The organism is Nocardia sp. NBC_00511 (assembly GCF_045161165.1).
Classification (GTDB): domain Bacteria; phylum Actinomycetota; class Actinomycetes; order Mycobacteriales; family Mycobacteriaceae; genus Nocardia.
Genome location: NZ_CP107849.1, coordinates 5,159,651 through 5,182,100, shown reverse-complemented (window position 1 = coordinate 5,182,100; position 22,450 = coordinate 5,159,651). Strand labels below are relative to the sequence as shown.

24 protein-coding genes, 2 tRNA genes and 1 pseudogene are annotated in these 22,450 nt (G+C 66.2%); 16 read left to right on the top strand and 11 right to left on the bottom strand.

From position 1 onward, the window contains the following. Positions 1-33 precede the first annotated feature (33 nt). Positions 34-888 (top strand): NAD(P)H-binding protein, encoded by an 855-nt coding sequence (locus OG300_RS24385; protein ID WP_405485300.1) that lies wholly within the window; start codon positions 34-36, stop codon positions 886-888. A 97-nt stretch (positions 889-985) separates the two neighbouring features. On the opposite strand, the gene OG300_RS24380 is transcribed toward OG300_RS24385, so the two are convergent. Further along, on the bottom strand, positions 986-1,543 hold the full coding sequence (locus tag OG300_RS24380; RefSeq protein ID WP_405485298.1) for a transglycosylase family protein: 558 nt from the start codon (positions 1,541-1,543) through the stop codon (positions 986-988). A gap of 536 nt (positions 1,544-2,079) precedes the next feature. Between OG300_RS24380 and OG300_RS24375 the strand changes: the two genes are divergently transcribed. Then, a tRNA-Met gene (locus tag OG300_RS24375) sits at positions 2,080-2,153 on the top strand. 22 nt (positions 2,154-2,175) lie between these two features. Here the strand turns inward: OG300_RS24375 and OG300_RS24370 are convergent. Next, entirely contained in the window at positions 2,176-3,522 is a 1,347-nt protein-coding gene (locus OG300_RS24370; RefSeq protein ID WP_405485296.1) for a sensor histidine kinase, read from the bottom strand. Next, a complete protein-coding gene (locus tag OG300_RS24365) occupies positions 3,522-4,256 on the bottom strand; it encodes a response regulator transcription factor (protein WP_405485294.1) in 735 nt (244 codons plus the stop codon). The genes OG300_RS24370 and OG300_RS24365 overlap by 1 nt, the downstream gene beginning before the upstream one ends. Positions 4,257-4,432: 176 nt before the next feature. On the opposite strand from OG300_RS24365, the gene OG300_RS24360 reads away from it, so the two are divergent. Continuing rightward, on the top strand, positions 4,433-4,834 hold the full coding sequence (locus OG300_RS24360; protein ID WP_405485292.1) for a hypothetical protein: 402 nt from the start codon (positions 4,433-4,435) through the stop codon (positions 4,832-4,834). 190 nt (positions 4,835-5,024) lie between these two features. Here the strand turns inward: OG300_RS24360 and OG300_RS24355 are convergent, their stop codons facing one another. After that, positions 5,025-5,738 (bottom strand): TetR/AcrR family transcriptional regulator, encoded by a 714-nt coding sequence (locus OG300_RS24355; RefSeq protein ID WP_405485290.1) that lies wholly within the window; start codon positions 5,736-5,738, stop codon positions 5,025-5,027. Between the two features lie 215 nt (positions 5,739-5,953). On the opposite strand from OG300_RS24355, the gene OG300_RS24350 reads away from it, so the two are divergent. Continuing rightward, entirely contained in the window at positions 5,954-6,607 is a 654-nt protein-coding gene (locus OG300_RS24350) for a maleylpyruvate isomerase family mycothiol-dependent enzyme (RefSeq protein ID WP_405485288.1), read from the top strand. Between the two features lie 119 nt (positions 6,608-6,726). Further along, a complete protein-coding gene (locus tag OG300_RS24345) occupies positions 6,727-7,158 on the top strand; it encodes a hypothetical protein (RefSeq protein ID WP_405485286.1) in 432 nt (143 codons plus the stop codon). Positions 7,159-7,183: 25 nt separating this feature from the next. Here the strand turns inward: OG300_RS24345 and OG300_RS24340 are convergent, their stop codons facing one another. After that, positions 7,184-8,389 carry an Ig-like domain-containing protein gene (locus OG300_RS24340; protein ID WP_405485284.1) on the bottom strand — a complete coding sequence of 402 codons (1,206 nt, stop codon included), beginning with the start codon at positions 8,387-8,389 and terminating at the stop codon, positions 7,184-7,186. Positions 8,390-8,606: 217 nt separating this feature from the next. On the opposite strand from OG300_RS24340, the gene OG300_RS24335 reads away from it, so the two are divergent. Further along, positions 8,607-8,680 (top strand) — tRNA-Met (locus tag OG300_RS24335). A gap of 339 nt (positions 8,681-9,019) precedes the next feature. Here OG300_RS24335 and OG300_RS24330 read toward each other — a convergent pair. From OG300_RS24330 to OG300_RS24320, 3 genes and pseudogenes are all read right to left on the bottom strand, one after another. Next, on the bottom strand, positions 9,020-10,165 hold the full coding sequence (locus tag OG300_RS24330; protein WP_405498645.1) for an IS110 family transposase: 1,146 nt from the start codon (positions 10,163-10,165) through the stop codon (positions 9,020-9,022). Between the two features lie 290 nt (positions 10,166-10,455). Beyond that, positions 10,456-10,908, bottom strand: a complete 453-nt coding sequence (locus OG300_RS24325; protein WP_405498644.1) for a GbsR/MarR family transcriptional regulator — start codon at positions 10,906-10,908, stop codon at positions 10,456-10,458. 186 nt (positions 10,909-11,094) lie between these two features. Next, positions 11,095-11,172 (bottom strand): annotated as a pseudogene (locus OG300_RS24320) (MarR family transcriptional regulator); the annotation flags it as partial. 224 nt (positions 11,173-11,396) lie between these two features. Here OG300_RS24320 and OG300_RS24315 point away from each other — a divergent pair. From OG300_RS24315 to OG300_RS24300, 4 genes are all read left to right on the top strand, one after another. Beyond that, complete coding sequence (locus OG300_RS24315; protein ID WP_405485282.1) at positions 11,397-12,296, top strand: alpha/beta hydrolase; 900 nt, start codon at positions 11,397-11,399, stop codon at positions 12,294-12,296. A gap of 603 nt (positions 12,297-12,899) precedes the next feature. Beyond that, a complete protein-coding gene (locus OG300_RS24310; protein ID WP_405485281.1) occupies positions 12,900-13,766 on the top strand; it encodes an SDR family NAD(P)-dependent oxidoreductase in 867 nt (288 codons plus the stop codon). A gap of 19 nt (positions 13,767-13,785) precedes the next feature. Beyond that, positions 13,786-14,259 (top strand): MerR family transcriptional regulator, encoded by a 474-nt coding sequence (locus tag OG300_RS24305; protein ID WP_405485279.1) that lies wholly within the window; start codon positions 13,786-13,788, stop codon positions 14,257-14,259. A 74-nt stretch (positions 14,260-14,333) separates the two neighbouring features. Beyond that, entirely contained in the window at positions 14,334-14,747 is a 414-nt protein-coding gene (locus tag OG300_RS24300; RefSeq protein WP_405485277.1) for a hypothetical protein, read from the top strand. Here OG300_RS24300 and OG300_RS24295 read toward each other — a convergent pair. Then, positions 14,732-15,325, bottom strand: a complete 594-nt coding sequence (locus OG300_RS24295) for a hypothetical protein (RefSeq protein ID WP_405485275.1) — start codon at positions 15,323-15,325, stop codon at positions 14,732-14,734. The two genes, OG300_RS24300 and OG300_RS24295, sit on opposite strands and share 16 nt — an antisense overlap. Before the next feature lie 247 nt (positions 15,326-15,572). Further along, the gene (locus OG300_RS24290; protein ID WP_405485274.1) at positions 15,573-16,196 is read right to left on the bottom strand and encodes a TetR/AcrR family transcriptional regulator; all 624 of its coding nucleotides are present in this window, start codon (positions 16,194-16,196) and stop codon (positions 15,573-15,575) included. Between the two features lie 92 nt (positions 16,197-16,288). Between OG300_RS24290 and OG300_RS24285 the strand changes: the two genes are divergently transcribed. Next, positions 16,289-17,527: an MFS transporter gene (locus tag OG300_RS24285; protein WP_405485272.1), complete on the top strand. Its 1,239-nt coding sequence runs from the start codon at positions 16,289-16,291 to the stop codon at positions 17,525-17,527. A 44-nt stretch (positions 17,528-17,571) separates the two neighbouring features. After that, positions 17,572-17,961 carry a nuclear transport factor 2 family protein gene (locus tag OG300_RS24280; protein ID WP_405485270.1) on the top strand — a complete coding sequence of 130 codons (390 nt, stop codon included), beginning with the start codon at positions 17,572-17,574 and terminating at the stop codon, positions 17,959-17,961. Between the two features lie 103 nt (positions 17,962-18,064). Here the strand turns inward: OG300_RS24280 and OG300_RS24275 are convergent, their stop codons facing one another. Beyond that, positions 18,065-18,358 carry a DUF1330 domain-containing protein gene (locus OG300_RS24275; RefSeq protein ID WP_405485268.1) on the bottom strand — a complete coding sequence of 98 codons (294 nt, stop codon included), beginning with the start codon at positions 18,356-18,358 and terminating at the stop codon, positions 18,065-18,067. 62 nt (positions 18,359-18,420) lie between these two features. On the opposite strand from OG300_RS24275, the gene OG300_RS24270 reads away from it, so the two are divergent. From OG300_RS24270 to OG300_RS24255, 4 genes are all read left to right on the top strand, one after another. Further along, complete coding sequence (locus OG300_RS24270; RefSeq protein ID WP_405485266.1) at positions 18,421-18,879, top strand: MarR family winged helix-turn-helix transcriptional regulator; 459 nt, start codon at positions 18,421-18,423, stop codon at positions 18,877-18,879. Then, a complete protein-coding gene (locus OG300_RS24265; RefSeq protein ID WP_405485264.1) occupies positions 18,876-20,324 on the top strand; it encodes an MFS transporter in 1,449 nt (482 codons plus the stop codon). The genes OG300_RS24270 and OG300_RS24265 overlap by 4 nt, the downstream gene beginning before the upstream one ends. A 362-nt stretch (positions 20,325-20,686) precedes the next feature. Beyond that, positions 20,687-21,298 carry a hypothetical protein gene (locus tag OG300_RS24260; protein WP_405485262.1) on the top strand — a complete coding sequence of 204 codons (612 nt, stop codon included), beginning with the start codon at positions 20,687-20,689 and terminating at the stop codon, positions 21,296-21,298. Between the two features lie 328 nt (positions 21,299-21,626). Then, positions 21,627-22,229, top strand: coding sequence for a hypothetical protein (locus OG300_RS24255; protein ID WP_405485260.1), 603 nt, complete (start codon positions 21,627-21,629; stop codon positions 22,227-22,229). The last annotated feature ends 221 nt before the right edge of the window (positions 22,230-22,450 follow it).

The window sequence follows — 22,450 nt, the reverse complement described above, 5'->3', positions numbered from 1 at the left end:
GAGACCGCGACAAAATCTTTGAACGGAGTACCCATGTTTCTCGTGACCGGAGCCACCGGAACCGTCGGCCGCGCGGTCGTCGGCCAACTGCTCGACGCGGGCCTGCCGGTGCGGGCCATCACCCGCAACCCCGGGACCGCGGGCCTGCCCGCCGGTGTCGAGGTGGTGCGCGCCGACCTGAGCGACCCGGCGAGCCTCACCTCCGCGCTGGCCGGTGTCCGGCGCGTCTTCCTCGCCACCGCCGGACCCGAAATCCCCACCCACGACGCCAATCTCGCCACCGCGGCGACTGCTGCCGGAATCGACGCGATCGTGAAACTGTCCTCCGGCCGCGCGGGTGACGATGCCGCCACCGACCCGATCCCGTCGTGGCATCGCGCGGGGGAGCAGGCGGTCATCGACAGTGGTGTCGACTGGACCATGGTGCGCCCCATGGGTTTCATGTCCAATGCTCTGCACTGGACGCACGGGATCCGGCAATCCGACACCGTGCGTGCGCCTTTCGGCCAGGGCCGGATCGCGGTCGTCGATCCCCTCGACATCGCGGCCGTCGCGGTACGGGCACTGACCGAGCCCGGTCACGCGGGCGAGGTCTACACCCTGACCGGACCGCAGGCGCTGTCCCCGGGCGAGCAGACCGAGACCCTCGCGCAGCTGGTTGGCCGGCCGCTGAAGTTCGAGGAGATCTCCGCCGAGCGGGCCCTCGAGGACCTGCTGCGCTTCGGGGTCGATCCCGAAATGGCAAGGGCCATCATGGCTTTGCGGGCCACCGCGCTGGAGTCGTTCACCTCGGTGGTGCACCCGACGGTGGCGGACGTGACGGGCCGGTCACCGCGCACCTTCGAGGAGTGGGCGGCCGACAACCGTGCGGAATTCGTCTCCGAATAAGAGCGGGTATTCGCCACCCGAATACGACGAAAGGCGCTGTCGTCGCCATTGACTGCAGCGCCTTTCATTTCTTCCGATAAAGGAAGAGGAATTCGGGTTATTTGCCCAAGGATTCGATGAGGGGCGCGTTCGCGTCGAGGATCGAGTTGTACTGATCCTGCACGCCGAACTGCTGGGCCAGGCCACCGGTGACGCTCTTGGCCTGGTCGATCACGGCCTGCCGGTCGTTCGGGGCGACGGGGATGGAGACAACGGGCTCGGAGAAGGCGGGCTCCGGGGCGGCGGGTTCCACGACCGGCTCCGGCTCGGGCGCACCGGTGCGCAGGTACTGGCCGCAGACCGGCCAGGCGCCGGCGCCCTGCGTGGCGAGCACGTTCTCCGCGACGCGGACCTGCTCGGCCTTGCTGGCATTGCTGGCGGTGCCGGCACCGCCGTTGGCGGCCCAGGTGCTCTGCGAGAACTGCAGGCCGCCGTAGTAGCCGTTGCCGGTGTTGATGCCCCAGTTGCCGCCGGACTCACACTGGGCGACGCCGTCCCAGTCGTGGGCGGGGGCCGCGGAGGCGGTTGCTGTGAAGCCGAACGGGACGGCAACAAGTGCACCGGTGACGGCCGCGAGGCCGAGGGTACGGGTGTTGAGCTTCCGGTTCTGTTTCATGTGTTGTCCCTCCCTGCGCCCTACCGACCCGGCGCGTCAGCTCCGCCGTGTCCCTGTCCCCAGGAGTCGGGGTGCCCGACCGCGGGACAGGGTTTCCGGAGTGCAGCGGTTCGGGTCGAGTGCCCATCTCAGGTTTGATCCGGGCCGAAACAGACGATAACGAGGAAATATCGGTAGATCACGTCTTGATAACTTCAGAATTGCATGAAGCGAATAACGCTGAAAACCGCGTTGATGCAGGTTGGCTATGCTCCAATTGCCATTACCGATCGGTCTGTTATGCGCCCGTGATGTGACCGAGCTCACCGGTGAATAGTGACACCGGTCACGTTTTATGGGCCCTCCGGCGGTCATACGCGCGGGCGAACCGCTCGAGACGGAGGTTTTTCGCGACCTACCCTCCGGTTACCTACCGGCCACCCGCCTGACGGCACCCCGGCGCACCCGCCCGGTCTGTACCGTTTCCCCGACTAAATGCCACTTGACCAGCCGATTTGGTGCGTGGACAAACCCGTGTGTAATGTTGTGTTCACCGACGCGGGGTGGAGCAGCTCGGTAGCTCGCTGGGCTCATAACCCAGAGGTCGCAGGTTCAAATCCTGTCCCCGCTACTAGCGAAGTGGCCCGGAACCATCAGGTTCCGGGCCACTTTCGTATTTCCGGGAATTCGATCCAGAAGGTGCTGCCGCTGCCCGGCCGCGAATCGACCCCGTAGTCCCCGCAGTGCGCGTGCATGATCGCCGCGACGATGGCCAGGCCGAGCCCGTTGCCGCCCGCGCTGCGGGCCCGTCCGGCGTCCACTCGATAGAAGCGGTCGAAGAGGCGGTTCAGGTGTTCGGGTGCGATGCCGGGCCCGCTGTCCGAGACCGAGATTCGCACCCCGTTCGCGGCCCGCACCCGGATGGTGATCGGGGCGTCGGTCGGAGTGTGGCGCAGGGCGTTGGTCGCGAGTGACAACACCGCCTGGGTGACGCGATCGGGGACCGCGTCGGCCACCGCGGCGGCCGGGGCGTCGACCTCGATGCGGCGTCCGGGCGCGATGACGCGCAGATCGTCCACCACGGCCGCGACGACTGCGACCACCTCGACGGGTTCGCGCTCGGCGAGCCGATGTTCGTCGAGATCGTTGAGATCCAGCAGCGCCTCGACGATCCGGCTCATCCGCTGCGCCTCGTCGTTGATGCGCCGCATCGCGTCGTGCACCGGATCGGCGTCGCTGCCGGCGGAATGCAGCGCGGAGTAGCCGCGCAGCGTGGTGAGCGGGGTGCGCAGCTCGTGTGAGGCGTCGGCGACGAAGCGTCGCATCCGATCCTCGGTGGCCTGGGTGGTGTCGAGCATGGTGTTGAGGGCCTTGCCGAGCCGGGCCGCCTCGGTGCCGGGCGGACCGGGTTCGATGCGCCGATAGGAAGCGCCCGCTGAGATGGCGTCGGCGGCCTCGGTCATCCGGGCGATCGGGGCCAGTCCGAGCCGATGCACCCAGAAGACCATCGAGCCGACCACCAGGGCCAGTACCAGGCCCGCCGCGGCCAGCGTGGTCATCAATCGTTCGGTGGCGTCCAGTGCGCTGCGCGCCGAGATGGCGATGACGACGGTGCCGGTGCCGACCCGGGCGGTGACCACGCGCATCATGGTGTTGCCGGAGACCGTGGGCCGCCCTGTCGGCGTGGGCAATTCGTCGACGCCGGTCAGGTCGGGGACGAGCGTGGGGTCGTTGCTCGGCGGCTGCACGGTGGTGAGGGTTCCGTCGGCGTCGCGGATTCCGAGATAGATATCGCCGAAACCCAAGGGCGAGCGCGCCGGTCGCACCGGATGCTGGGTGGCCAGTATGCCGACCATAGGGCTCTGGGCGAGTTTGACGATCTGCGCGTCGAGTTGTTCGACCAGATAATGCCTTTGGATGATCACCACCGCGCTGCTCGCGGCCAGCAGTGTCAGCGTCAGCGCGACCAGCGCCAGGGTCAGTCGCCGGGCCAGCGACATCAGGGTTCCCGGATGCCGTAGCCGACGCCGCGCACGGTGTGGATGAGTTTGGGTCCGCCGCGATCGAGTTTCTTGCGCAGGCTGCTGATGAAGGTTTCGATGACGGCCGATTCGCCTTCGAAGCTGTACTGCCAGACATGGTCGAGGATCTGGCCGCGGGTCACGACCCGGCCGGTATTGCTCATCAGGCAGCGCAGCAGGGTGAATTCTGTTGCGGTCAAATATATTTCGTCGGCACCGCGCCAGACGCGATGGGCCTGGTCGTCGAGGACGAGGTCGGCCACCCGGCGTTGCGCGGGCAGGTCGGCGATGGTCCCGCTGCGCCGCAGCGCGACCTGGACGCGGGCGACGACCTCCTCGAGGACGAACGGTTTGACGATGTAGTCGTCGCCGCCACTGGTCAGGCCGTGCACGCGTTCGGCGGTGTCGGAACGCGCGGTGAGGAACAGAACCGGTGCCTCGCAACCTCTTCCGCGCAGGCGCCGCAGCACCGTGTAGCCGTCGTCGTCGGGCAGCATGATGTCGAGCACGATGGCGTCCGGTCGCATGGCGTCGGCAGCCTCCAGCGCCTCCCGGCCGGACGATGCCGTGCGCACCTGGTATCCGGCCATGCGCAGGCCGGTGCCCACCAGATAGGCGATGTTCTCCTCGTCGTCGACGACCAGCACGAGGGGCGAATGCGTGCCTGGGGGACGGCTGTCCGATTCCGGTGCCGCTGTGGTCGGTTCGCGCATGAGCCGACCCTTTCGCGCGATATTCGCGACCACCTGAAGGTTTGCTGACGTCTTCCTGTGAATCCGTCGGCGTCGCCAGGAAATCGCAAGGAACTCTTCACACACCCGCCAGCCCCGCTGCCGAGACTTCGGTGGTCGTCGCGGCTGGCGGCGACATCGATGAAAGGAAGTATCCGATGCGGATCATCCGCTTCTCGTTCCTGGCTGTCGCCGCGGCCGCGGTCACCCTGTCCGCGGGCCTGGGCGCCGGTACCGCGTCGGCCGCTCCGGCCGACGGTCAGGGCACGCACCTTCAGCTCACCGACGATCAGCGGCAGTGCCTGGCGGATCACGGCATCACCCGGGATTCCCGCCCGGCGGGCAAGCCGACCGATGATCAGATTGCCAAGGTGGAGGCGGCATTCCAGGCCTGCGGCATCCCGAAGCCGCAGCGTCCGCAACTCACCGACCAGCAGCGCCAGTGCCTCACCGATCAGGGCCTGACCCTCGAACGTCCGTCGGGGAAGCCGACGGATGATCAAATCGCGAAGGCGAAGGCGGCGTTCGAGGCGTGTGGAATCGCGATCCCGACTCGCTAGTGGACGCCGGACCGCCGAAATAGCTTTTACCGCAGTCAGTTCCACCGAGGGCGATCGGATAGCCGGGGTAGTCCCAGTTGTCCGATCGCCCTCGGTCTTGCGTGTTGTTGACGCGAATAATGTTGGGGGAGTGCACTACTGCTCCCGGCCGACGTGGCAGAGTCGGCCGTGAGCAACTTCATGGTGACCGTCACACGGTGAATCCCATGCCGTGCATGACCGTCCGCAGGTGCGCCTCGTAGAGGGCGTCGGTGTCGGAGATCAGCGCGCCCAGACTGCCGAGCACCTCCGCGCCGATGAAACCCAGGATCGACGCCCAGGCATTGAGCACGATCCCCGGCACCGGACTGTCGGGAACCGTGTCCGTGCCGAGCAGGGAGGTCAGCAGCGGGCCCGCGCTCAAAGACGGAACCTGGGTGGCTGCCGGATCGGCCGCGCCCGCCGAAATCGCCGTCAGGTACACCGCCGAGACGACGCCGAGCAGTCGTCCCGCGCCCGGTCCGGTGTCCACGGGCCGGGGTTCGAAACCGGGGATGGGCGTGCCGTTGATCAATGCGAAATCGGCGGTGTGGTCGAGCGCCCAGCGTCGGGTCGCGATGCACACCGCCTGCCACTGCGCGAAGGGCTCGGGGTCGGCGGACCGCTGGGCCTGTGTGATCGCGTCGGTGAGTTCGTCGTAGGCGTCGACGCGCAGCCCGGTGATCAGCGCGGATTGGCTGTCGAAGTAGCGGAACAGCGCGGCCGGGGACATGCGCATGGCTCTGGCGATACCGCGCATGGACAGCCCGCCGGTGCCCTCGGTGGAGAGTTGGTGGCGGGCGTGCGCTTTGATCTCGGCCACGGTGGCGGCTCGACGCTCGGCCCGGCGGGTCACCGACCCGGTGGGGTCGGGTGCAGCGGGCATCGGGTCGGTCCTTTCGTCGGGCCGCGGCCGCACGGAAACTGCGATATCGCGTTCACATAGTGAACACTGTGCGCGGTTCGAAGGGGTGGTTTCACAGGTCGGTGCGTCGGTTCATTGACAAGCGGGCATGGCAGCGTGAGCCTCGGGAACTTCTTTCGGCTGAGTGTGTAAGCGCCGGTATTCCGTAAGCCCTTATATAAGGAGAAGATCGGCGTATGCGTTCACCCTTGGCTTCCGCGACCGCGCTGCTCGGCGGTTCCGAGTTGCGTCCACTCATCCGGCAGGAGCGTGCCGACCTGCTGGCGTTGCTGCGCACCCTGACCCCGGCGGAGTGGGACGCCCAATCCCTGTGTGGCAGTTGGCGAGTGCGGGATGTGGCTGCTCATCTGCTGCACGATTCGATGCCCGCCGCCACCTATCTGGCCGACGGTGTGCGCGGCCGGGGATCGCTGGAGCGGATCAACGCCGTGCAGGTCGATCGCGCCTCGAGCTGGTCGACCGAGGAATTGCTTTCCCGGGTCGAGGAATCGGTGAACGGCGGCCTGGGTGCGGCACTGCTGCCCCGATTGTCGTTCGTGGACTTGGTGATTCACCAGCAGGACATTCGGCGTCCGCTGGGTCGCGTCCGGGAGATTCCGTCCGATCGGCTGCTCGCGCTGCTCGACAATCCCGATCCGTTCACCGGAGCGCCGAAACGGATGGCAGGTCTGCGCCTGGTCGCCACCGATGCCGAGTGGCAGCACGGCCACGGCCCCGAGGTGCGCGGTCCCGGCGAGGCGCTGGCCATGAGTCTGGCCGGTCGTGCCGCGGCCCTCACCGATCTCGCGGGCGACGGTCTCGAGGTGCTGTCCGGTCGCGTCCGGTCCTGACCGGATGGGTGTCTACCTGGTGTTTGTTCGTTCGTTAGTGAACCGTTAGTGCGGGCAACCAGACTGACGCGCGCTGCGGCCGAACGTTCCGGGCCGCACCGAGCCTCCGAGGAGACATCTTGTTCCGCACCGGTTTTGCCTGCACCGCCGTAGTGCTCGCCGCGCTGACCCTCAGCGCCTGCAACAACGACACCAAGTCCGCCGCGACCACCGAGGCGAAGGCGTCGGCGACCGTCGCGGCGCAGACCACCGCGACCACGTCGGCGGCCGCCCAGCCCGGTGGCACCGGTGACGCGTGCACCGAGGTCGGCTACGAGATCGATCTGGCCCACCAGTTGCAGCAGGGCCAGGAGCCCTCGGACCCGAGCGCCGCGATGCTGCGGCTCAACAAGTTCCGCACGTCCGCACCCACCGAGATCATCGCCCCGTTCGCGCAAGTGAACGCGGTCATCGTCGGCCACCTGCAGAAGAAGGGTGAGGATCAGATCAACTCCGACGCGGCGAACATCCTGCTGGGCAAGTTGTCCACCTGGAAGTCCGCGCACTGCTGAGTCTTTCGGCCCCGGGCAGCGCCGATCAGGCCAGGGCGCTGCCGTGCTGCCAGTCGGGCCAGGCGATGGTCCAGTCGCCGCCCTGCCAGATGTCGAGCGGGTCGCCGCCGGTGTTGCGCACTTCGACGATGTCGCCCGGGTTGGCGAAGTCGAAGAACCACCCGGCGTCGTCCGGGCTGAGGTTGAGGCACCCGTGTGAGACGTCGGTATTGCCCTGCGCCCACACGGTCGCCGCCAACTCGTGCAGGTAGATCCCGTCATGGCTGATGCGAACGGCGTTGCTGATGTCCTCGCGGTAGCCGAGCCCGGAATTCACCGGCAGCCCGTAACTCGACGAGTCCATCTTCACGACCCGCTTCTTGTCCAGCACCGTGTAGACGCCGGGATGCGTCCAGAACGACAGCACCCGCCCACCGATCACCGCGGTTCCACCGCGCCCCATCGAGGTGGGCATGGTCCGCACCAGATTCCCGTTCTCGAACACCTCGACCTGATGGGTGTTGTCGTCGGCGATGGCCACGTGCGCGGGCCCGATCGTCACCGTCACCCGCTGATCATCCTGCCCGTACAGCCCATCGCCGAGTCGTGCCCCGAACAGATTGGCCGCCAAGGTAATTCGCGTGCCCGGCGCGTGATAGTGCTCGGGCCGCCAATGCGCGTTGCGGTCGTCGAGCCAGTACCACGCTCCGGCCGGTGCCGCGGGCTCGCTGCTGACCTGCAAGGCCCGCTCGGCCGCCGCCTTGTCCACCACCTCGTCGAAATGCGCGACCAACACCAGCCCGACCCCGTAGGTGCCGTCCGCCTCGAGTTCGTTGAGATCGTTGGAGCGCAACGAAACCCCGGTCAACGTGTCCGGCTGCACGGTGGTGAACACCGCCCCGGCGGTGACGTCCCCGGTCTCGCCGTTGGCGACCGCGTTGACGGTGAAAGTGTGCCCGTACCCGAGCGGTTCGGCCCCCGTCCAGCTCCTGCGGTCCGCGCTGAACCCGCCCGGCATCGCCCGCCCGTTCTCGTCGACCCAACTGACAGTCGTCAAAGTCCCGTCGACAGCGTCGACCCGAGCCACCTGCCGAGCGGAAAGCTCCCCACCATCAGCGTTGAGCGGCAATACAATCCGAGCCGTTTTCGGCACCCGATGCGGCCCCACCAGCACCACCGGCGCACTCCCCGCCGCCAGTAATCCACTGACCCCCACGATCCCCGCCAACACCTGCCGCCGCCGCAACCCCATCGACCCACTCCCTTCACCCGGAGCCAGCCCACGACTCGGTCGTGCCAGCATCCCGCCCCCCACCCCCGACTTCACCCCGACGTGCCCACCTCCACCGTTCCGTCGCCCAACCGACACCTCGCAGATACCGCCCCCACCCCCAATCCCCCCAAATCACCCCCCTGACCACCCGATTAGGCGTCTACCCCACCCACCCGATAACGTAGTCCTCACCCAACGCGGGGTGGAGCAGCTCGGTAGCTCGCTGGGCTCATAACCCAGAGGTCGCAGGTTCAAATCCTGTCCCCGCTACAAACGAGGGCGGTCCTGACCGGTTGGTTCAGGACCGCCCTCAGCTTTTGTTGAGGTCCCTGGCAACGGATTTGGCAACTTCCCGAGATGCCCGCGCCTGATTGGCGCGCCGATACTGTGAAATGCTTTGCTACCAGGTGGTTCTCGGCGAACCAAGCGGGACGCAGTGGGACAGTGCGATCGCTGGGGTGCCAACCCAGCGATCGTATGAAGCGGTAGGTTCGAGTCCTCGGGGTCGTGGGGACAGCCCATCGGGCACATCCCTGGCTGATCCGTGCTTCGGAGGCTGTAGCTGGCTTCGGTGGACTCAAGTGCGCGCTAAGTAGGCTCCCCTTTATGTCAAGACACCCCAGCCGGTGTCGGGTTAGCCTGGGTGTTGGCAGGTCCGGGAAGTGGCTTTTCCGAAGGATCGGTGTGCGGGGTCAGGCCGGTCACGCTGGAATCAAGAGTCGTTCCCGAGTGCCCTCCCGGGCTTGCCTTTTCACGTCGCCGCTGGTCAGCGAGCATGCGACGGAAAATGACGTTGGACAGTTGTCGTTTGAGTGAGCGCATCGCTTCCATCGAGGTTTTCCCCGCGCTTTTGCGGGCGTCGAAATATGCGCGGCCGGTGGTGCGATGGCGGAGTTGGACAACGGCCATGACGTGCAGGACTCGGTTGATGCGCCGGTTCCCGGCCCGGGAAAGACGGTGTCGTTGTTGCTCTCCCGAGGACGCGTCCAAGGGGGCGGTGCCGTTCCAGGACGCGAACCGATTCCGGTCCCGGAACCGGTGGATATCACCGACATCGGCGAGAAGTCTTGCGGCGCTGGAGGGTCCGATGCCGTGCAGGTCCATCAGGGTGGATCCGCGGTCGGTGACCAACTGCCGCAGTTCGGCGTCCGCGGCCTTGATCTTGCGGTCGATGCCCTCGAGTTCGGCGATCAACTCGACCGTCAGCCGGCGGCGGGTCTTGCCGACCGGATCACGTGGCTTGATCGTCGCGACGAGTGCGCGTGCCTGCATCGCGGACAGAAATTTCTTGGCTCCACCAGGGAAAAGCTCGAGCAACAGTCGGTGCAGGCGGTTGACTGTTTGAGTGCGGGCCCGGCCGAGTTCGTCGCGTCGGTCCGCGAGCATGCCCAGCATCACCAGCTCCGGGTCGGTCTCGACTCGTCGAAGATTGGGTGAGTGCAGTGCGGCCATCGCGACCGAATGGGCGTCGACGGGATCGGTTTTGCGGCCGTTGCCGGTGGCGAACACCCGCACCTGGGCCGAGAGTTTCGCGGGGACATCCAGGACGGTTTCCCCGTCGTGGACCAGGCGGCGGGCGATGTGCCGGCCGATACCATTGCTGCCTTCCACCGCCCACACCCGGTTCTGGAATTTCCTTCCGGCGGTGAGCATTTCGGCGTAACCGGTCTTGTCGGTGCCGTATCTTCCGACAGCGAGAACACTCCCGGTGTCGTTGATGATCTCGATCGTGGCTGAGCGTTTGTGTGGATCCATCGCGATGATCGTCATCGGTGTCCTCCCTGGCTGGCATGGGTTGTCGGCGAGGGAGGGCACCGCTACTTCGAGCCTGGGCAGACCCCTTTTCAGCCACTCCGTGCCGCGCGGTGCCCGGTGAGAGGCATGCCATGAGAGAGCCACACCGATCACGATGGTGGGCAGCCGATTAAGGGAGCATCTCACCGGGCACCTGGACCAAAGCTTGGCCGAGCTTCGGTCCTACCACCAGTCTTAAGTAGCCGAATTGAGTGTGGTTGGGAATGGGTGTGTTGTTGAGCCACTGTGTATCAGCCGTCGCCGGGTTGCGCCCCCGTTGTGTGCCACCGTTCAACGGCTTGGACCATCTCGCGGCCGAGATAGTCGAGGTATCGGGCGATTTCGGTCAGGCGCAGGCCCGCGGGAGTCGTTGCGCCGAGAACTTCGGCGCCGCGGCGGGCAGCTTTGAACTTTTCCTCGGAGGCACGGGCAAGGTTGAGCGTGGTGCGGTACCAGGTTCGATCGTCGATGTAGTAGCGGTCGCGGCGTGGCGAATCGCGCTCCCGGCGAATAAGATCCCGCTGCTCGAGTGCACCTATAGCCGTCGAGATCGAAGCCGGGCTCACGCCGAGGCGATGTACCAATTCGGCGGCGGTGAGGCTGCCCGAATCGGTGAGGTGCAGGCAGGTCAGCACTCGCGCCTGCATTCGAGGCATCCCGTCGTATACGAACAAATCGGTAAAATGGACCGCGAAGGCAAGCACGGCATCGTCACGGTTGGACTCGGCTGTGGGCGCTGACGCCGATCGCGGAGGCGCGGTTGTCCGACTTCGTCGCGATCGTGTTGTCGTTGCCCGGTGTGCTCTGTCGGCGCGGTACCGGCTCGGACCACCGTTACGGCTCACCTCGCGGCCGACCGTCGAGGCCGGACGCTCGAGCTGACGCGCGATCTCGGTGTATCCCAATCCCTCGGCCAGTCCCGCGGCGATGCATTCCCGTTCCTGCAAGGTAAGCCTGGCTCCCGGCATCAGTGTGGTTCCCCTTCGACGTCACCGTTCCGCGCCGACATGCGTTCAGCGGCAGCTCATTGCAAATTCACTGTTCGCTCGTGCATTCCACGGCACGGTCATTGCATTCTCGATACCCAGCCTAGCTGTGCGAATAGCCGCTTCCTCAGCCATTCACCTTGAACATCGCCGAAAGGGATCTACCGTTCGGCGCAGACTGAATGTTGTACTCCGGAAGGAACCCGATGACCGATCCCGCCCGTCTCGATGCCGAAACAGCAACCGCCGCTCCGACATTCGTGTTTGTGCACGGCCTGACCAGCAATAGCTTCTATTGGGCACCAGTGGTTCGTGAACTCGCCTTGCTTGGCTACCGCAGCCTGCCGGTGGATCTACCCGGACACGGACTCGACGCCTCGATACCGCTTACCTACCAGGCGCAGGACATTGCCGCTTTCGCCGCATCCTCGTCCCCGATGGCCGCGATTACCGTGCAAGACAACGTCGCCCACGTGATCGAGGTACTGCAGGAGGTACGGCGGCACGGACCCGTCATCCTGGTGGGGCACAGCCTCGGGGGCATCACGATCGGTCTGGTCGGCAATGCCATACCCGAGGCCATCCACAGCCTGGTCTACCTCTCCGCATTCTGTCCATCCACGCCAGATGCACCCAGCGCGATGGCGCTGAGCCAGACCTCGGAGGCCCTCAAAGATGTGCCGGTCCCGGACACCGAGCACTCGCTGTTTCTGGGAATGGAACCAGTATCCCGCGGCCTCATCCGGTTCAATCTCCGTTCCCCAGACCCCTTGGCACTGGAAGAGTTTCGGCGGACCAACATGCCCGAAGCCACCCTGGAACAGACATTGATGCTGATCAACTACGGCATGCAGCCCGAAGACGGGGCGCAGACCAGCTTCGCCGACGCCCGCGTAGAAGCCGACACCTGGGGACGGATACCCCGCAGCTACATCCGCCTCACCCGAGACAACGTGATCTCTCCGGCACTTGCTACGAAAATGATCGACGACGCCGACCATCTCACACCGAACAACCCGTTCGACGTCCACAATCTGGCGGCGGGACACGTGGGTGTCGTCCTACAAGCGCGCGAGCTGGCAGCCATCCTCGTCCGCCTCGTGTGAAGTTCTCCAAGACGCCTGGCCGTGGCCTCGAACGCACTATTCTGCCGCATAGTGCGCGGTTCGAAACGGCCACAGCGGGTGTCAAGTCCGATCGTGACGTCAGCTTTCGCCGATACGGCATCCAGCTGGCTGTGACCGCCGTCGAGATTCACCAATGAACGACGTCATGATTCGCCTATGTAGCCAGCGAGTGAATAACTCGGGATCATCTGTTCTCCTGCTCGTAGGTTCCCTGCTGATCGATGACGCTACGAAGCACGAACCCGCCCGGAATCCGTCAAGTGACTGGCGCTCCCACACCCAGTCGATAACTGGGACCTACTGATGCCGTCCTGGCAGTTCGGGGGCGTAGGAGTCGGGATCGGGGAGGAGTTCGCTGTCCCACAGTCGGACTCGGGCGCGGATATCGGCGCTGCCGGTTCCGCGTGGTCAGCAGTCTCGACTAACTGTGACCTCGGACCCGGCGCCCACCCCTCCGGCTACCCACAATCGATCGAATGTGCTTGGACACAGGCCATTTCGGCTCGATGCCGACCAGAAGAGGAGGGCCGAGCCTGAGCGGGGCTTGCCTTCGAGCGCGCTCGAACCTTTAGCGTCGGGGCCATGACGAACGAGACGAAGACTTGGCTCATAACGGGCGCGAGTTCGGGCCTGGGTCGGGCGCTTGCCGAGGTGGCGCTCGAGGCTGGTGAGCAGGTGATCGGGACCGCGCGACGGGTCGACCGGTTCGCCGGGCTCGAGGCGCGGTACGGGGATCGGTTCCTCGCCGTCGAGCACGATGTGCGTGACACGGCGGGAGCTGCCGCGGTCGTGCAGCAGGCGCTGGAGGTGTTCGGGCGCGTCGACGTGCTCGTCAACAATGCCGGCACCGGACAAGTCGGCGCCGCCGAGGAGATCACCGATACCGCGCTGCGGGCCATGCTCGAGCAACACCTGTTCGGCCCGGCCGCGTATGTGCGTGCCGTGCTGCCCCACCTCCGGGGGCGTCGCTCGGGTGCGATCGTGCAGATGAGCAGCCAGGGCGGGCGGATGTCGTTCCCCGCCGTCGGCAGCTACTCGGCAGGCAAGTTCGCGCTCGAGGGCTGGTCGGAGGCGCTCGCGGGCGAGGTCGCACCATTCGGGATCCGCGTCCTCATCGTTGAGCCCAGTCGCTTCCGCACCGCGTTCAACGCCGCCGACGTGCTCGAGACAGCGCAGCGAAGCTCGATCTACGACGAGGTCATCGGTGCCGTGCGCGTGAACATGGCCGAGGCCGACGGCCGCCAGGAGGGCGACCCGGCACGCGCCGCCCGGGTGATCCGCGACATGCTCGAACACCCCGACGCGCCGCTGCGGCTCCCATTGGGCGCCGAGGCGGTTCGCAATCTCACCCGCGTCTACCGTGGTGCGCTCGACGATGTCGAGAAATGGGCGGCTGTGAGCGAGTCGGCGGACTATCCGGGCATGGCGCCCGCTGTGCGCGCGTTCTGATCGAACTACGCTGTGCGCCATGGCCACTGAAGCGCTGATCGAACGCATCCTCGCCGCCGGCGACGGGCCATCATCGTCGGCGATCGACGCACTGCACGAGCTGCTCGACGACGCCACGATCGAAGACTCGGCGATGCCCAAGAGTGTCGCCGAGGCCGCCCGGCTCGTCGGGCTGTCGACGCACACCCTCCGGTACTACGAGCAGGAGGGACTCGTGCGGCCCGCGCGCAACGCCTCCGGTTACCGCGAGTACTCCGCGTTCGACCTGCGCCGCCTGGTCTTCCTCACCCGAATGCGCCTGTCCGGCATGACAATGACCGACCTCAAGCGCTACATCATGCTCGTCGAGCAGGGTCCGAGCACCATTCCAGAACGTCGCCGCATCATGCTCGACCAGCGAAACCGGATCATGCGGCAGATCCGTGAGCTCGGCCTGGCGCTCGAGACCACCGAGTACAAAATCCGTGTCTACGACGGACACCCGGAAGGCTGACGCCCGCCGTCCGGAGGCTCAGCTCTGGCACAGCGAGGCTGGCACAGCGCCCAGTTTGCCTCTAAAATAGAGGCATGACTGACAGCTTGGTGCTGCAAGTGTGGCAATTAAAAGACCCCACACATCTGCCGGCCTTGCTCGCCGAGGACGCGACCTTCTCGAGTCCGGTCGCCGATTACCACGGCCGGGACCGTGCGGCACACCTGCTGGCCACGATCGCTACCGTGCTCGACTCGGTGCACCAGACCCGACAGTGGACCGACGGGCCGCAAGGGATATTCGCCTTCGCCGCACGGTTCGCCGATGAGGAACTGCAGGGGGTGCTGCGGGAGGAGCTCTCCGAGTCCGGCGAGCTGACCCACGTGACACTGTTCCTGCGCCCGTATCGGGTACTACGCGCGGCCATCGCGGAAATGGCACGGCGACTGGAAGATTCGCCCCCGCCACGAGCGGCGCAGGTCGCTCGGATCACTTACTCCCAAGGGTAACGGCCCGCTTCGTATGCGGCTGCCTTGTCCTTGTCGTGCAGGAAGCGCGCGTGCGTGTCGTGCCGGAGCGAGGTGTCGCTGATCGGGTATGGGTGCCATTGATCGCGGAGGAGCGTAAGTAGGAATTCGGCCATACCGCACGGGTATACGGTCCACTCGAGATTCATGCGTGTGTAGACCGCAACCGGCCATTGGTCCGGGTCCGGGTCTGTGGTGACCCAGCACAAAGTATCGGCCGCGGCTGTTCCGCCCCAGATGAGCAGGTCCTCCAGCCGATACCGGCCTTGGTCGGCGGGTGCCCAATTGCTCACTTGTTCGGCGGCGAGCGCTGTCTCGGAAAGCCTCGAGACTTTGGCAATCTGTGGCTCGGCCGAAGAGACAGCGGGTGTGAAGACACCGACCGTATCCTCGATCCCGCCGCTGCCGAAGGCCGCGATGAAGGCTCGGTAGTCGGCCGGGAAGGAGATTCCGTAGACCTGCTCCGCTGCACCCCAGTCGATGGAGTCCCCGCACGTGGGCCCGATACAAGACAACACTCTGGTGAGATTCGCCAGGGCGGCGAGCTGGTCCTCGCTCATGCTCCAACCGCATCGGGTCCGGGCTGGGCTTGCTCATGATGTGGCATTGTTCCGTCTCGCTCGTCGAACTGTGTCCGCTTGGTTCTCGGCGAATGCTATTGCACGGCTACGACATATCCGTAGATACGAATACAACGGAATTGACCTGCGCCAGAAGGCTTTACAGTTCCATAGGCAATCCAGTGGGGCTGGCCGCATTCCCGCGGCCAGAGAGCCCCTCCCAGCCCGACGAACCCGCGACAGTTGATTACGCGACATCACCAGGCCGGGACCCCCGGACATGAGATTTCCCCTGCACTCGCGCGGAGTCGTGTGATGGGTTGGACAGCGTCCGAACCGCCGAGGAGACGGAGTCGCGCAACCGGTCCAGCGGGTAGTCGGGTCCGAGGACCATGCGCCGCAATTGCGGCATGGCCAGGCTCCATCCGACCAGGCCGAGGGTGAAGAACAGCAGTGCTCGCGGGTCGTCGTCACCGGTGGTCGTTTCGGTGGCGCGGATCTTGTCGAGGTAGTGCTCGGTGCGTGCCTGTTCGTCGGGGACCGGTTCGTCGCCGAGTTCGAGCGCTTCCCACAGAAGCAGCCGCAGGGCTTCGGGATGAGCGCGGTGGTAGTCGAACAAAGCGCCGGCGTAGGCGTCGAGGTCTTCGTCGTCGCGGGGTGGGGCAGCTTCGGCGAGTTCGGTCAGCAGTCGTTCCAGCACGGCACCGAACAGCGCCTTCTTATCGCCGAAGTAGTCGTATATGGCCCGCTTATTGGCCTTCGCGGTAGCCGCGATGCGGTCTACCCGCGCGCCCGCGACGCCATAGGCGGCGAACTCGGTCGCCGCGGCGGTGAGGATGCGTTCCTTGGTTGCCGCTGAGTCGTATGCCACAGCCAAAATTGTAACGAACCGGTTCGTTTGACATCGAAGGCCGTCGGCTCCTACTATCCGAACTAACTAGTTCGCTCGGTTTGGAGATGTTGATGACCTCGACTCACCCCCCCGCGGCAGCCCGGCTCGGCGCCGGTGCCGGAACGAAGGTGCCTCCGCTGCTATTCGCGGTGATGGCGATCTGCAGTGGCGTGACGGTGGCGAATGTGTATCTGGCACAACCGTTGCTGACGTTGTTCGCCCGTGCACTCGGGATCGCACCGTCGTCGGCAGGGTTGGTGGTGACGTGCGCTCAGTTCGGCTATGCCGCGGGAATCTTGTTCCTGGTACCGCTGGGTGATGTGCGCCGACGACGGCCGCTGCTGATGGTGATGCTGGCCGCGACGGTGCTCGCGCTGCTGCTGGCCGCGCTGTCGCCGGGCCTGTCGCTGCTGGCCGCGGCCGCGGTGCTGGTCGGCGGATTCACCGTGGTCCCGCAGGTTCTCGTGCCGCTGGCCGCCGAACTCGCCCCGCCGCAGCGGCGAGCCTCGGCGGTGGCCGGAGTCCAGATCGGGCTGATGACCGGCATCATCGGCTCCCGGGTGATCGGCGGCGCGGTCGGTGAAGCGTTGGGGTGGCGGGCGGTCTACGTACTCGCGGCCGTGTTGACCGCAGCATCGGGGCTGCTGACCGTAGCTCTGATTCCGCGAGAACCCGACCGCACCAACACGATCGGGTACGGGCAATTGCTGGCGTCCCTGCCGCGGCTGTTGCGCAGCGAGCCGGCGTTACGGCAGTCGTGCCTGCTGCACGCCAGCATGTTCGGTGCCTACAACGCCACCTGGACCTCGCTGGTCCTCGTACTCACCCACGACCCGTATCACTTCGGCACCGCGGCCGCCGGGCTGTTCGGTGTGCTGGGACTGGCGGGCGCGTTCGCCGCACCGTGGGCCGGACGGTTCATAGACCGGCGCGGCCCGCTGCCGATCATCACCGCCGCGCTGGTGCTGGCCCTGGTCTCGGCGGGAGCCTATGCCTTCGGTCGGACCGTGCTCGCGTCGATGATCGTGGCGATCGTCGCGGTCAATGTCGCGGTGCAGTGGAGCCAGATCGCCAACCAAGCGCGCATCTTCGCCTACCTGCCCGAGGCACGCAGCCGCGCCAATACCGTCTACATGGTCGCGGTTTTTCTCAGCGGCGCGATCTGCGCCGCCGCGGCGGGCGCCTGTTACGCCGGCCTCGGCTGGGCGGGCGTGTGCGCGCTCCAGGCGCTGCTCGCCGTCACCGGCCTCACGGTTCTGCCCTTCGCGCGACGCTACGACCGACACCACCGCACCCCAGTAGCAGCGTGAATGCCAACGATTTTCCCACCACTATCAACCCAGGAGATTCCCCGATGACCATGCCTGCCATGCCCGCCGCCGTGATGCAGTTTTTCGCCGCATCCCAATCCGCTGATGCCGATGCCTGGGCCGATGCCTTCGCCGTCGACGGCGTGTTCCATGATCCGGTCGGTGAGCCGCCGATCGTCGGCCGCCCCGCGATCCGCGAGTTCATCGCCTCGGTGCTGCCGAATTTCAGCCCGTTCCTCGGCCTGACCCCGCGCGAAGCCCACACGGTCGGCAACGCGGTCGCGGTCTGCTGGTCCGGAGCGGCGGTCACCACCACTGGAACCCCGGTGAACTGGTCGGGGATCAACATCTATGACCTCGATGACAACGGACTCATTCACGAAGCCCGCGCCTATTTCAACCGAGCCATCTTCCAAGCCCAACTCGACCGATAGCACCCGCCGAACTGGTCGGCTGTGACACCACACGGTGCGCCGCTACGTTCAGCACCGTGTGCGTTTCAGGTGAGCGATGCTCAGCGATGGCTGAGCCCGCCGGTTAGTCGATGCTTTCGATGATGCGGAAGTCGCGCTCGACGCCGTCGGGGAGCGCCACCAGCGCCTTCTGGTATGCCTCGCTCTCGTATGCCGCGACGGCCTGTTCGAAGCTGTCGAACTCGATCAGAACAACCTTTTGCGTGATTCCGGCCTCGTGGGCGACGACTCGACCTCCGCGGGACAGGACGCGCCCGCCACCTGCCTGGACAGCCGGACCGGCCAGCTTGTTGTAGGCAGTCAGCGTCTCAGGGTCGGAAATGGCGGGGTAGACACTGACCCAGTAGCCCTTAGTCATGGAAACCTCCTGTGTTCGGAACGATGCATAAAGCATTCATATAAATGATGTATGTTTAATACATGAAACGTCAAGCCGCCACTCGTGGCGCATCCACTGCGATCGGGTCGGCCCTCTATGGGCTGGCCACCGCGGCTGTCAGACGCCTTCCGCGCGATATGAGCATCACGTCCGCCGCCACCCTGGCCACCCTGCAGAGGACCGGGCCGCGACGCATCACCGATCTGGCCGTGATCGAGGGTGTCACCCAGCCCGCGATGACCGTGCTGGTCCGGGTGATGGAGGAGTCCGGACTGGTCGAGCGGACTGGCGACGCGTCCGACAAGCGGGTCACGCTGGTGTGTTTGACCGAGGCCGGCGCGTCGTACGTTCAGACGCGGCGCCAAGCGGGCGTCGACGCGTTCGCGCGGATGATCGACGAACTCGCCGATGACGAGGTCGAGGCCCTGGTGGCAGCGCTTCCGGCGCTGGCGCACCTGGCAGAGCTCGAAAGCCAGGACCGCGAAGGGCCGAAGCGGTGACGGGGCGCACCCCGGAGCGCTCCGAGGCGCGGCTGCTGGTCCCCGCCCTGATGTTCATCGCCCTGGTCGTTGCGGCGGTCGCCAGCCTCGGGACGCCGCTGATCACCAGTGTGGCGACCACGTTCCACGTCTCGCTCGACAGCGCGCAGTGGACGCTGACCGTCGCATTGCTGAGCGGCGCCGTCGCCACGCCCGTCCTCGGTCGTCTCGGAGCCGGCCCGCACCGACGGGCCACGATACTTGTCACGCTGGCGGTCGTCGTCGTCGGCAGTGCGCTGACCGTGCTGCCGCTGCCGTTCGCGGGGTTGCTCATCGGTAGGGCGGCCCAAGGCGTCGGGGTCGGTCTGACGGCGCTGATGATGGGCGTTGCCCGGGACCACCTCCCCGAGGAGCGCAGCGCGGCGACGATTGCCCTGATCTCGGTGGTCTCGATCATCGGCGCCGGCGTCGGCTACCCACTCACCGCGCTGCTCGCCGAGATCGGCGGGGTACGGGCGGCCTACAGCTTCGGTCTGTTCATCACCGCTGTCGCATTCCTGACCGCGTGGCGTTTCATACCCGCGGCTCCCGAAGGCCGCTCTGCTCACGTGGCCGTGGCGAGCGCGCTCGTCCTCGCGGGTGGACTGTTCCTCGTCCTGTTCCTGGTCGGCCAGCGGAGCCTGTGGAGCCGTCACCTCGCCGTGGCGGTGATCCTCGCAGTCGTCGCCGTGCTGCTGCTGTGCGTCTGGACCGCCTCCGAGCTGCGCAGCAAGGCGCCCCTGGTCGATGTCCGGGCGGTACGGCACCCGGCGGTCGCCGGAGCGAACATCGCCATGTTCGTCGGCGGGAGCGGCATGTACCTGCTGCTCACGCTCATCACGCGGTACGCGCAGACGCCGCACAGCGCAGGGTATGGCTTCGGGCTGACCACCTTCGTCGCCGGGCTGGTCCTCGTCCCGTTCTCGGTGCTGGGGTTCATCGCCGGCAAACTCACACCCCGGGTTCGGACGCTGATCGACGCACCCGTGCTGCTGGCCGGCAGCGCCGTCATCGTCGGTGGCGGGTTCGTCCTCTTCGCCGCAGCTCGGTCGAACCTGGCCGAACTGCTCGTCGCAATGGGTGTGCTCGGCTTCGGCGTCGGCAGCTTCTCAGCCGCCATGCCCGGCGTCATCCTGGCCGTCACGCCCAAAAGCGAGACGTCGAGCGCGATGAGCTTCAATTACGTCGTCCGCAGCCTCGGATACTCCCTGGGCAGCGCGATAGGCGGCCTGATCCTGGCCACCGGCACAGACACCGGTCATCTCTTCCCGAACGACCACGCCTACACCACCGCAGCGCTGTTCGGCATCGCCGCGATGGCGGTCACCGCCCTGACCGCCACCGCTCTCGCCCGCCAACGCCCGCCCGAGATCAGCCCCACCGCCGCCACGGCCAGCGTGCCGAGTCAGGGCAGGTCGAGCAGATGACCGGCCCGCCGACCAGGGCGTCGGTCCCCGGTCGGCGCTGAGGAGCTCGCCGGGACGCTTCTCCGGACCGGAGTTGTTGCGCGCCAACGGCTTTCTCGAGACATCAGGGCAACTATCGCTTGTACTCGGGCCGGCTGCGGTGGGTGTGCTGATTGCGGTATCTGGTCAGCAAACGGCTTTGCTGGCGAACGCGGGGACGTTCGCGGTCTCGCTGGTCCACCCTCCGGCGTACCCACAGCAGGCTGGCGGGCACCGAATTCACCGGTGGCGCACCAACATCGATGGTCAGAGGGCGGGGGAGGGTAGATCGGGAGAATTTCGGGTCCGTCGGTGCCGAGCTGCGGACCGGACTGCGATACCTGGTGACCTCGCCGCTCATTCTGGGAATCACCCTGCTCCAGGCGGTGACCGCGCTCGGCCTGGGGGCAGAAGCGTTGATCCCGTTCGTCGCGCGTGATCGTCTCGGCGCGAGCACCGATCTGGTGGGCCTGGCGGTGGCGGCAGGTGGGGTCGGCGGGGTGTTCGGCGCGCTCGGCACGGCCGCCGTCGGTCCCCGCCTGGCACCGGTGCCGATGTGCCTGATCGGCGTGCTGCTGATATCCGCCGGGCTATCGCTGGTGGGCGCCGCGCCCAGCCTGCCGTGGCTGGCCGCCGCAAACGCCTTGTTGGTCGGGGCATCGATGGTCGTGGTCGTCGTCGTCCGCACGCCGCGCCAGCAGGTGGTGCCGCGGGCACTGCTCGGGCGGGTTACCAGCACGGCCAGATCTCTAGTGCTCACGACCGGGACGGTCGGCACGATGCTCGCCGGACTGCTGACCGGGCTCAACGGCGATAACCCCCGTCCGGTGTTCATCGGCGCGGCCGCGTTCGTCGCGGCCTCCGCCCTGCTGGTGTGGGCCGCCGTCCTCGGCCCCACCCCTCATCCCCTCGACGCGTTGGACAGGAGTAATCGGTACGGCCCCATATCCTCGTGATCCATCGCGCGCGCGGTCCTGTCGCCCCCTATCTCGAGCGCATCGATCACACCGCCCATCGTGTGACCTATGTATGCGCCTGGCTGCGCTGGTGAATTCCGACGTCGATTATCGGTCAACTGTGACGCCCTCCAGCGCAGTCAAGATCCGCTGGTATCGGCGAAAACTGACGTCGCTGGGTGGCGTGTCCCTGATCCGTCGGCGCGTCTGCTGAACGCACTATTCTGCCGAATTCAGGACGCCCTCAGACCGGAGGCTTGGTTGGTTCGCCTTGTCACTATGGTGGGTCGCGGAGCTTGCAGAGTCTGATCGCGAGAGGCTTGGAAGAATGACGTCGATCAATACCTATCCGTACTCGGTGCAGATCGAGAAGGCCCAGCGCCACTTGAGAACTGGTGATGAAAGCGAGATCGACACCCTGATAGGTCTGCTGGGTAGAGACCTGGACGAACTTCGTCAAGAGTGGGCAGACGAGGAGCGCGCCCTGACTCCCGAGGACGCCCTGCGATGCATCGTTACGGGCGTCAACCAACACGGCAGGGATATCTTGTACGACGCCACCGACTGGAACGACGGCAGTTACATCCGAGTCTTCGAACTGCTGGTTCAGCACTACGGCGAAGCACTGGACGGCTGGGAGCAAACGCGGCGGAGCTGGTTCGGCACAGTCGACAAAGCCCTGGCGGCGCATGGCAGTTTGTTCTCTGTAGAGAGTCTCATGTGCGAAGGGGTCGAAGAGCTTCCGGTGGGTGTGAGCGGCGCATCGGTCGGCTACATCCTCTTGGAGGATATTCCAGAAGCGCTCACCGATCTTGCCGACGCGATCAGGCGTGGCCTGCCTTCGGAAGTCGAGTCGAACATCGCCGATGTTCAGGGATGGCTTCAGCATTGTGTCGACCACGGGACTGACTTGGCCTGCTTCGCGGGTTAGTGGTACTTGGTCGGAATCGGCCAACGCTGGTTCGTGGACGGCCCGGTGGCCTTGCGGATCTAAGGCGCCGCGGAACGCACTGTCATGCCGCATACCGCGCTGACCGAACCGGCCAGCGCGGTGCAGTGGAAGATCAATCAGCGGTGGCTATTCAAGGCTTCGGGTTCTCGGTCATTTCAGGTAGTCGGCGAACTTTGCACGCAGGTCGGACCAATAGATCG

Excerpts from the sequence above, each read along its gene's own strand:
- OG300_RS24285 (WP_405485272.1), top strand. The coding sequence starts at position 16,289 with ATGACCTCGACTCACCCCCCCGCGGCAGCCCGGCTCGGCGCCGGTGCC.
- OG300_RS24280 (WP_405485270.1), top strand. The coding sequence starts at position 17,572 with ATGACCATGCCTGCCATGCCCGCCGCCGTGATGCAGTTTTTCGCCGCA.
- OG300_RS24365 (WP_405485294.1), bottom strand. The coding sequence starts at position 4,256 with ATGCGCGAACCGACCACAGCGGCACCGGAATCGGACAGCCGTCCCCCA.
- OG300_RS24385 (WP_405485300.1), top strand. The coding sequence starts at position 34 with ATGTTTCTCGTGACCGGAGCCACCGGAACCGTCGGCCGCGCGGTCGTC.
- OG300_RS24270 (WP_405485266.1), top strand. The coding sequence starts at position 18,421 with ATGAAACGTCAAGCCGCCACTCGTGGCGCATCCACTGCGATCGGGTCG.
- OG300_RS24255 (WP_405485260.1), top strand. The coding sequence starts at position 21,627 with ATGACGTCGATCAATACCTATCCGTACTCGGTGCAGATCGAGAAGGCC.
- OG300_RS24305 (WP_405485279.1), top strand. The coding sequence starts at position 13,786 with ATGGCCACTGAAGCGCTGATCGAACGCATCCTCGCCGCCGGCGACGGG.
- OG300_RS24315 (WP_405485282.1), top strand. The coding sequence starts at position 11,397 with ATGACCGATCCCGCCCGTCTCGATGCCGAAACAGCAACCGCCGCTCCG.
- OG300_RS24355 (WP_405485290.1), bottom strand. The coding sequence starts at position 5,738 with ATGCCCGCTGCACCCGACCCCACCGGGTCGGTGACCCGCCGGGCCGAG.
- OG300_RS24350 (WP_405485288.1), top strand. The coding sequence starts at position 5,954 with ATGCGTTCACCCTTGGCTTCCGCGACCGCGCTGCTCGGCGGTTCCGAG.
- OG300_RS24300 (WP_405485277.1), top strand. The coding sequence starts at position 14,334 with ATGACTGACAGCTTGGTGCTGCAAGTGTGGCAATTAAAAGACCCCACA.
- OG300_RS24295 (WP_405485275.1), bottom strand. The coding sequence starts at position 15,325 with ATGAGCGAGGACCAGCTCGCCGCCCTGGCGAATCTCACCAGAGTGTTG.
- OG300_RS24370 (WP_405485296.1), bottom strand. The coding sequence starts at position 3,522 with ATGTCGCTGGCCCGGCGACTGACCCTGGCGCTGGTCGCGCTGACGCTG.
- OG300_RS24275 (WP_405485268.1), bottom strand. The coding sequence starts at position 18,358 with ATGACTAAGGGCTACTGGGTCAGTGTCTACCCCGCCATTTCCGACCCT.
- OG300_RS24330 (WP_405498645.1), bottom strand. The coding sequence starts at position 10,165 with ATGGATCCACACAAACGCTCAGCCACGATCGAGATCATCAACGACACC.
- OG300_RS24310 (WP_405485281.1), top strand. The coding sequence starts at position 12,900 with ATGACGAACGAGACGAAGACTTGGCTCATAACGGGCGCGAGTTCGGGC.
- OG300_RS24380 (WP_405485298.1), bottom strand. The coding sequence starts at position 1,543 with ATGAAACAGAACCGGAAGCTCAACACCCGTACCCTCGGCCTCGCGGCC.
- OG300_RS24340 (WP_405485284.1), bottom strand. The coding sequence starts at position 8,389 with ATGGGGTTGCGGCGGCGGCAGGTGTTGGCGGGGATCGTGGGGGTCAGT.
- OG300_RS24360 (WP_405485292.1), top strand. The coding sequence starts at position 4,433 with ATGCGGATCATCCGCTTCTCGTTCCTGGCTGTCGCCGCGGCCGCGGTC.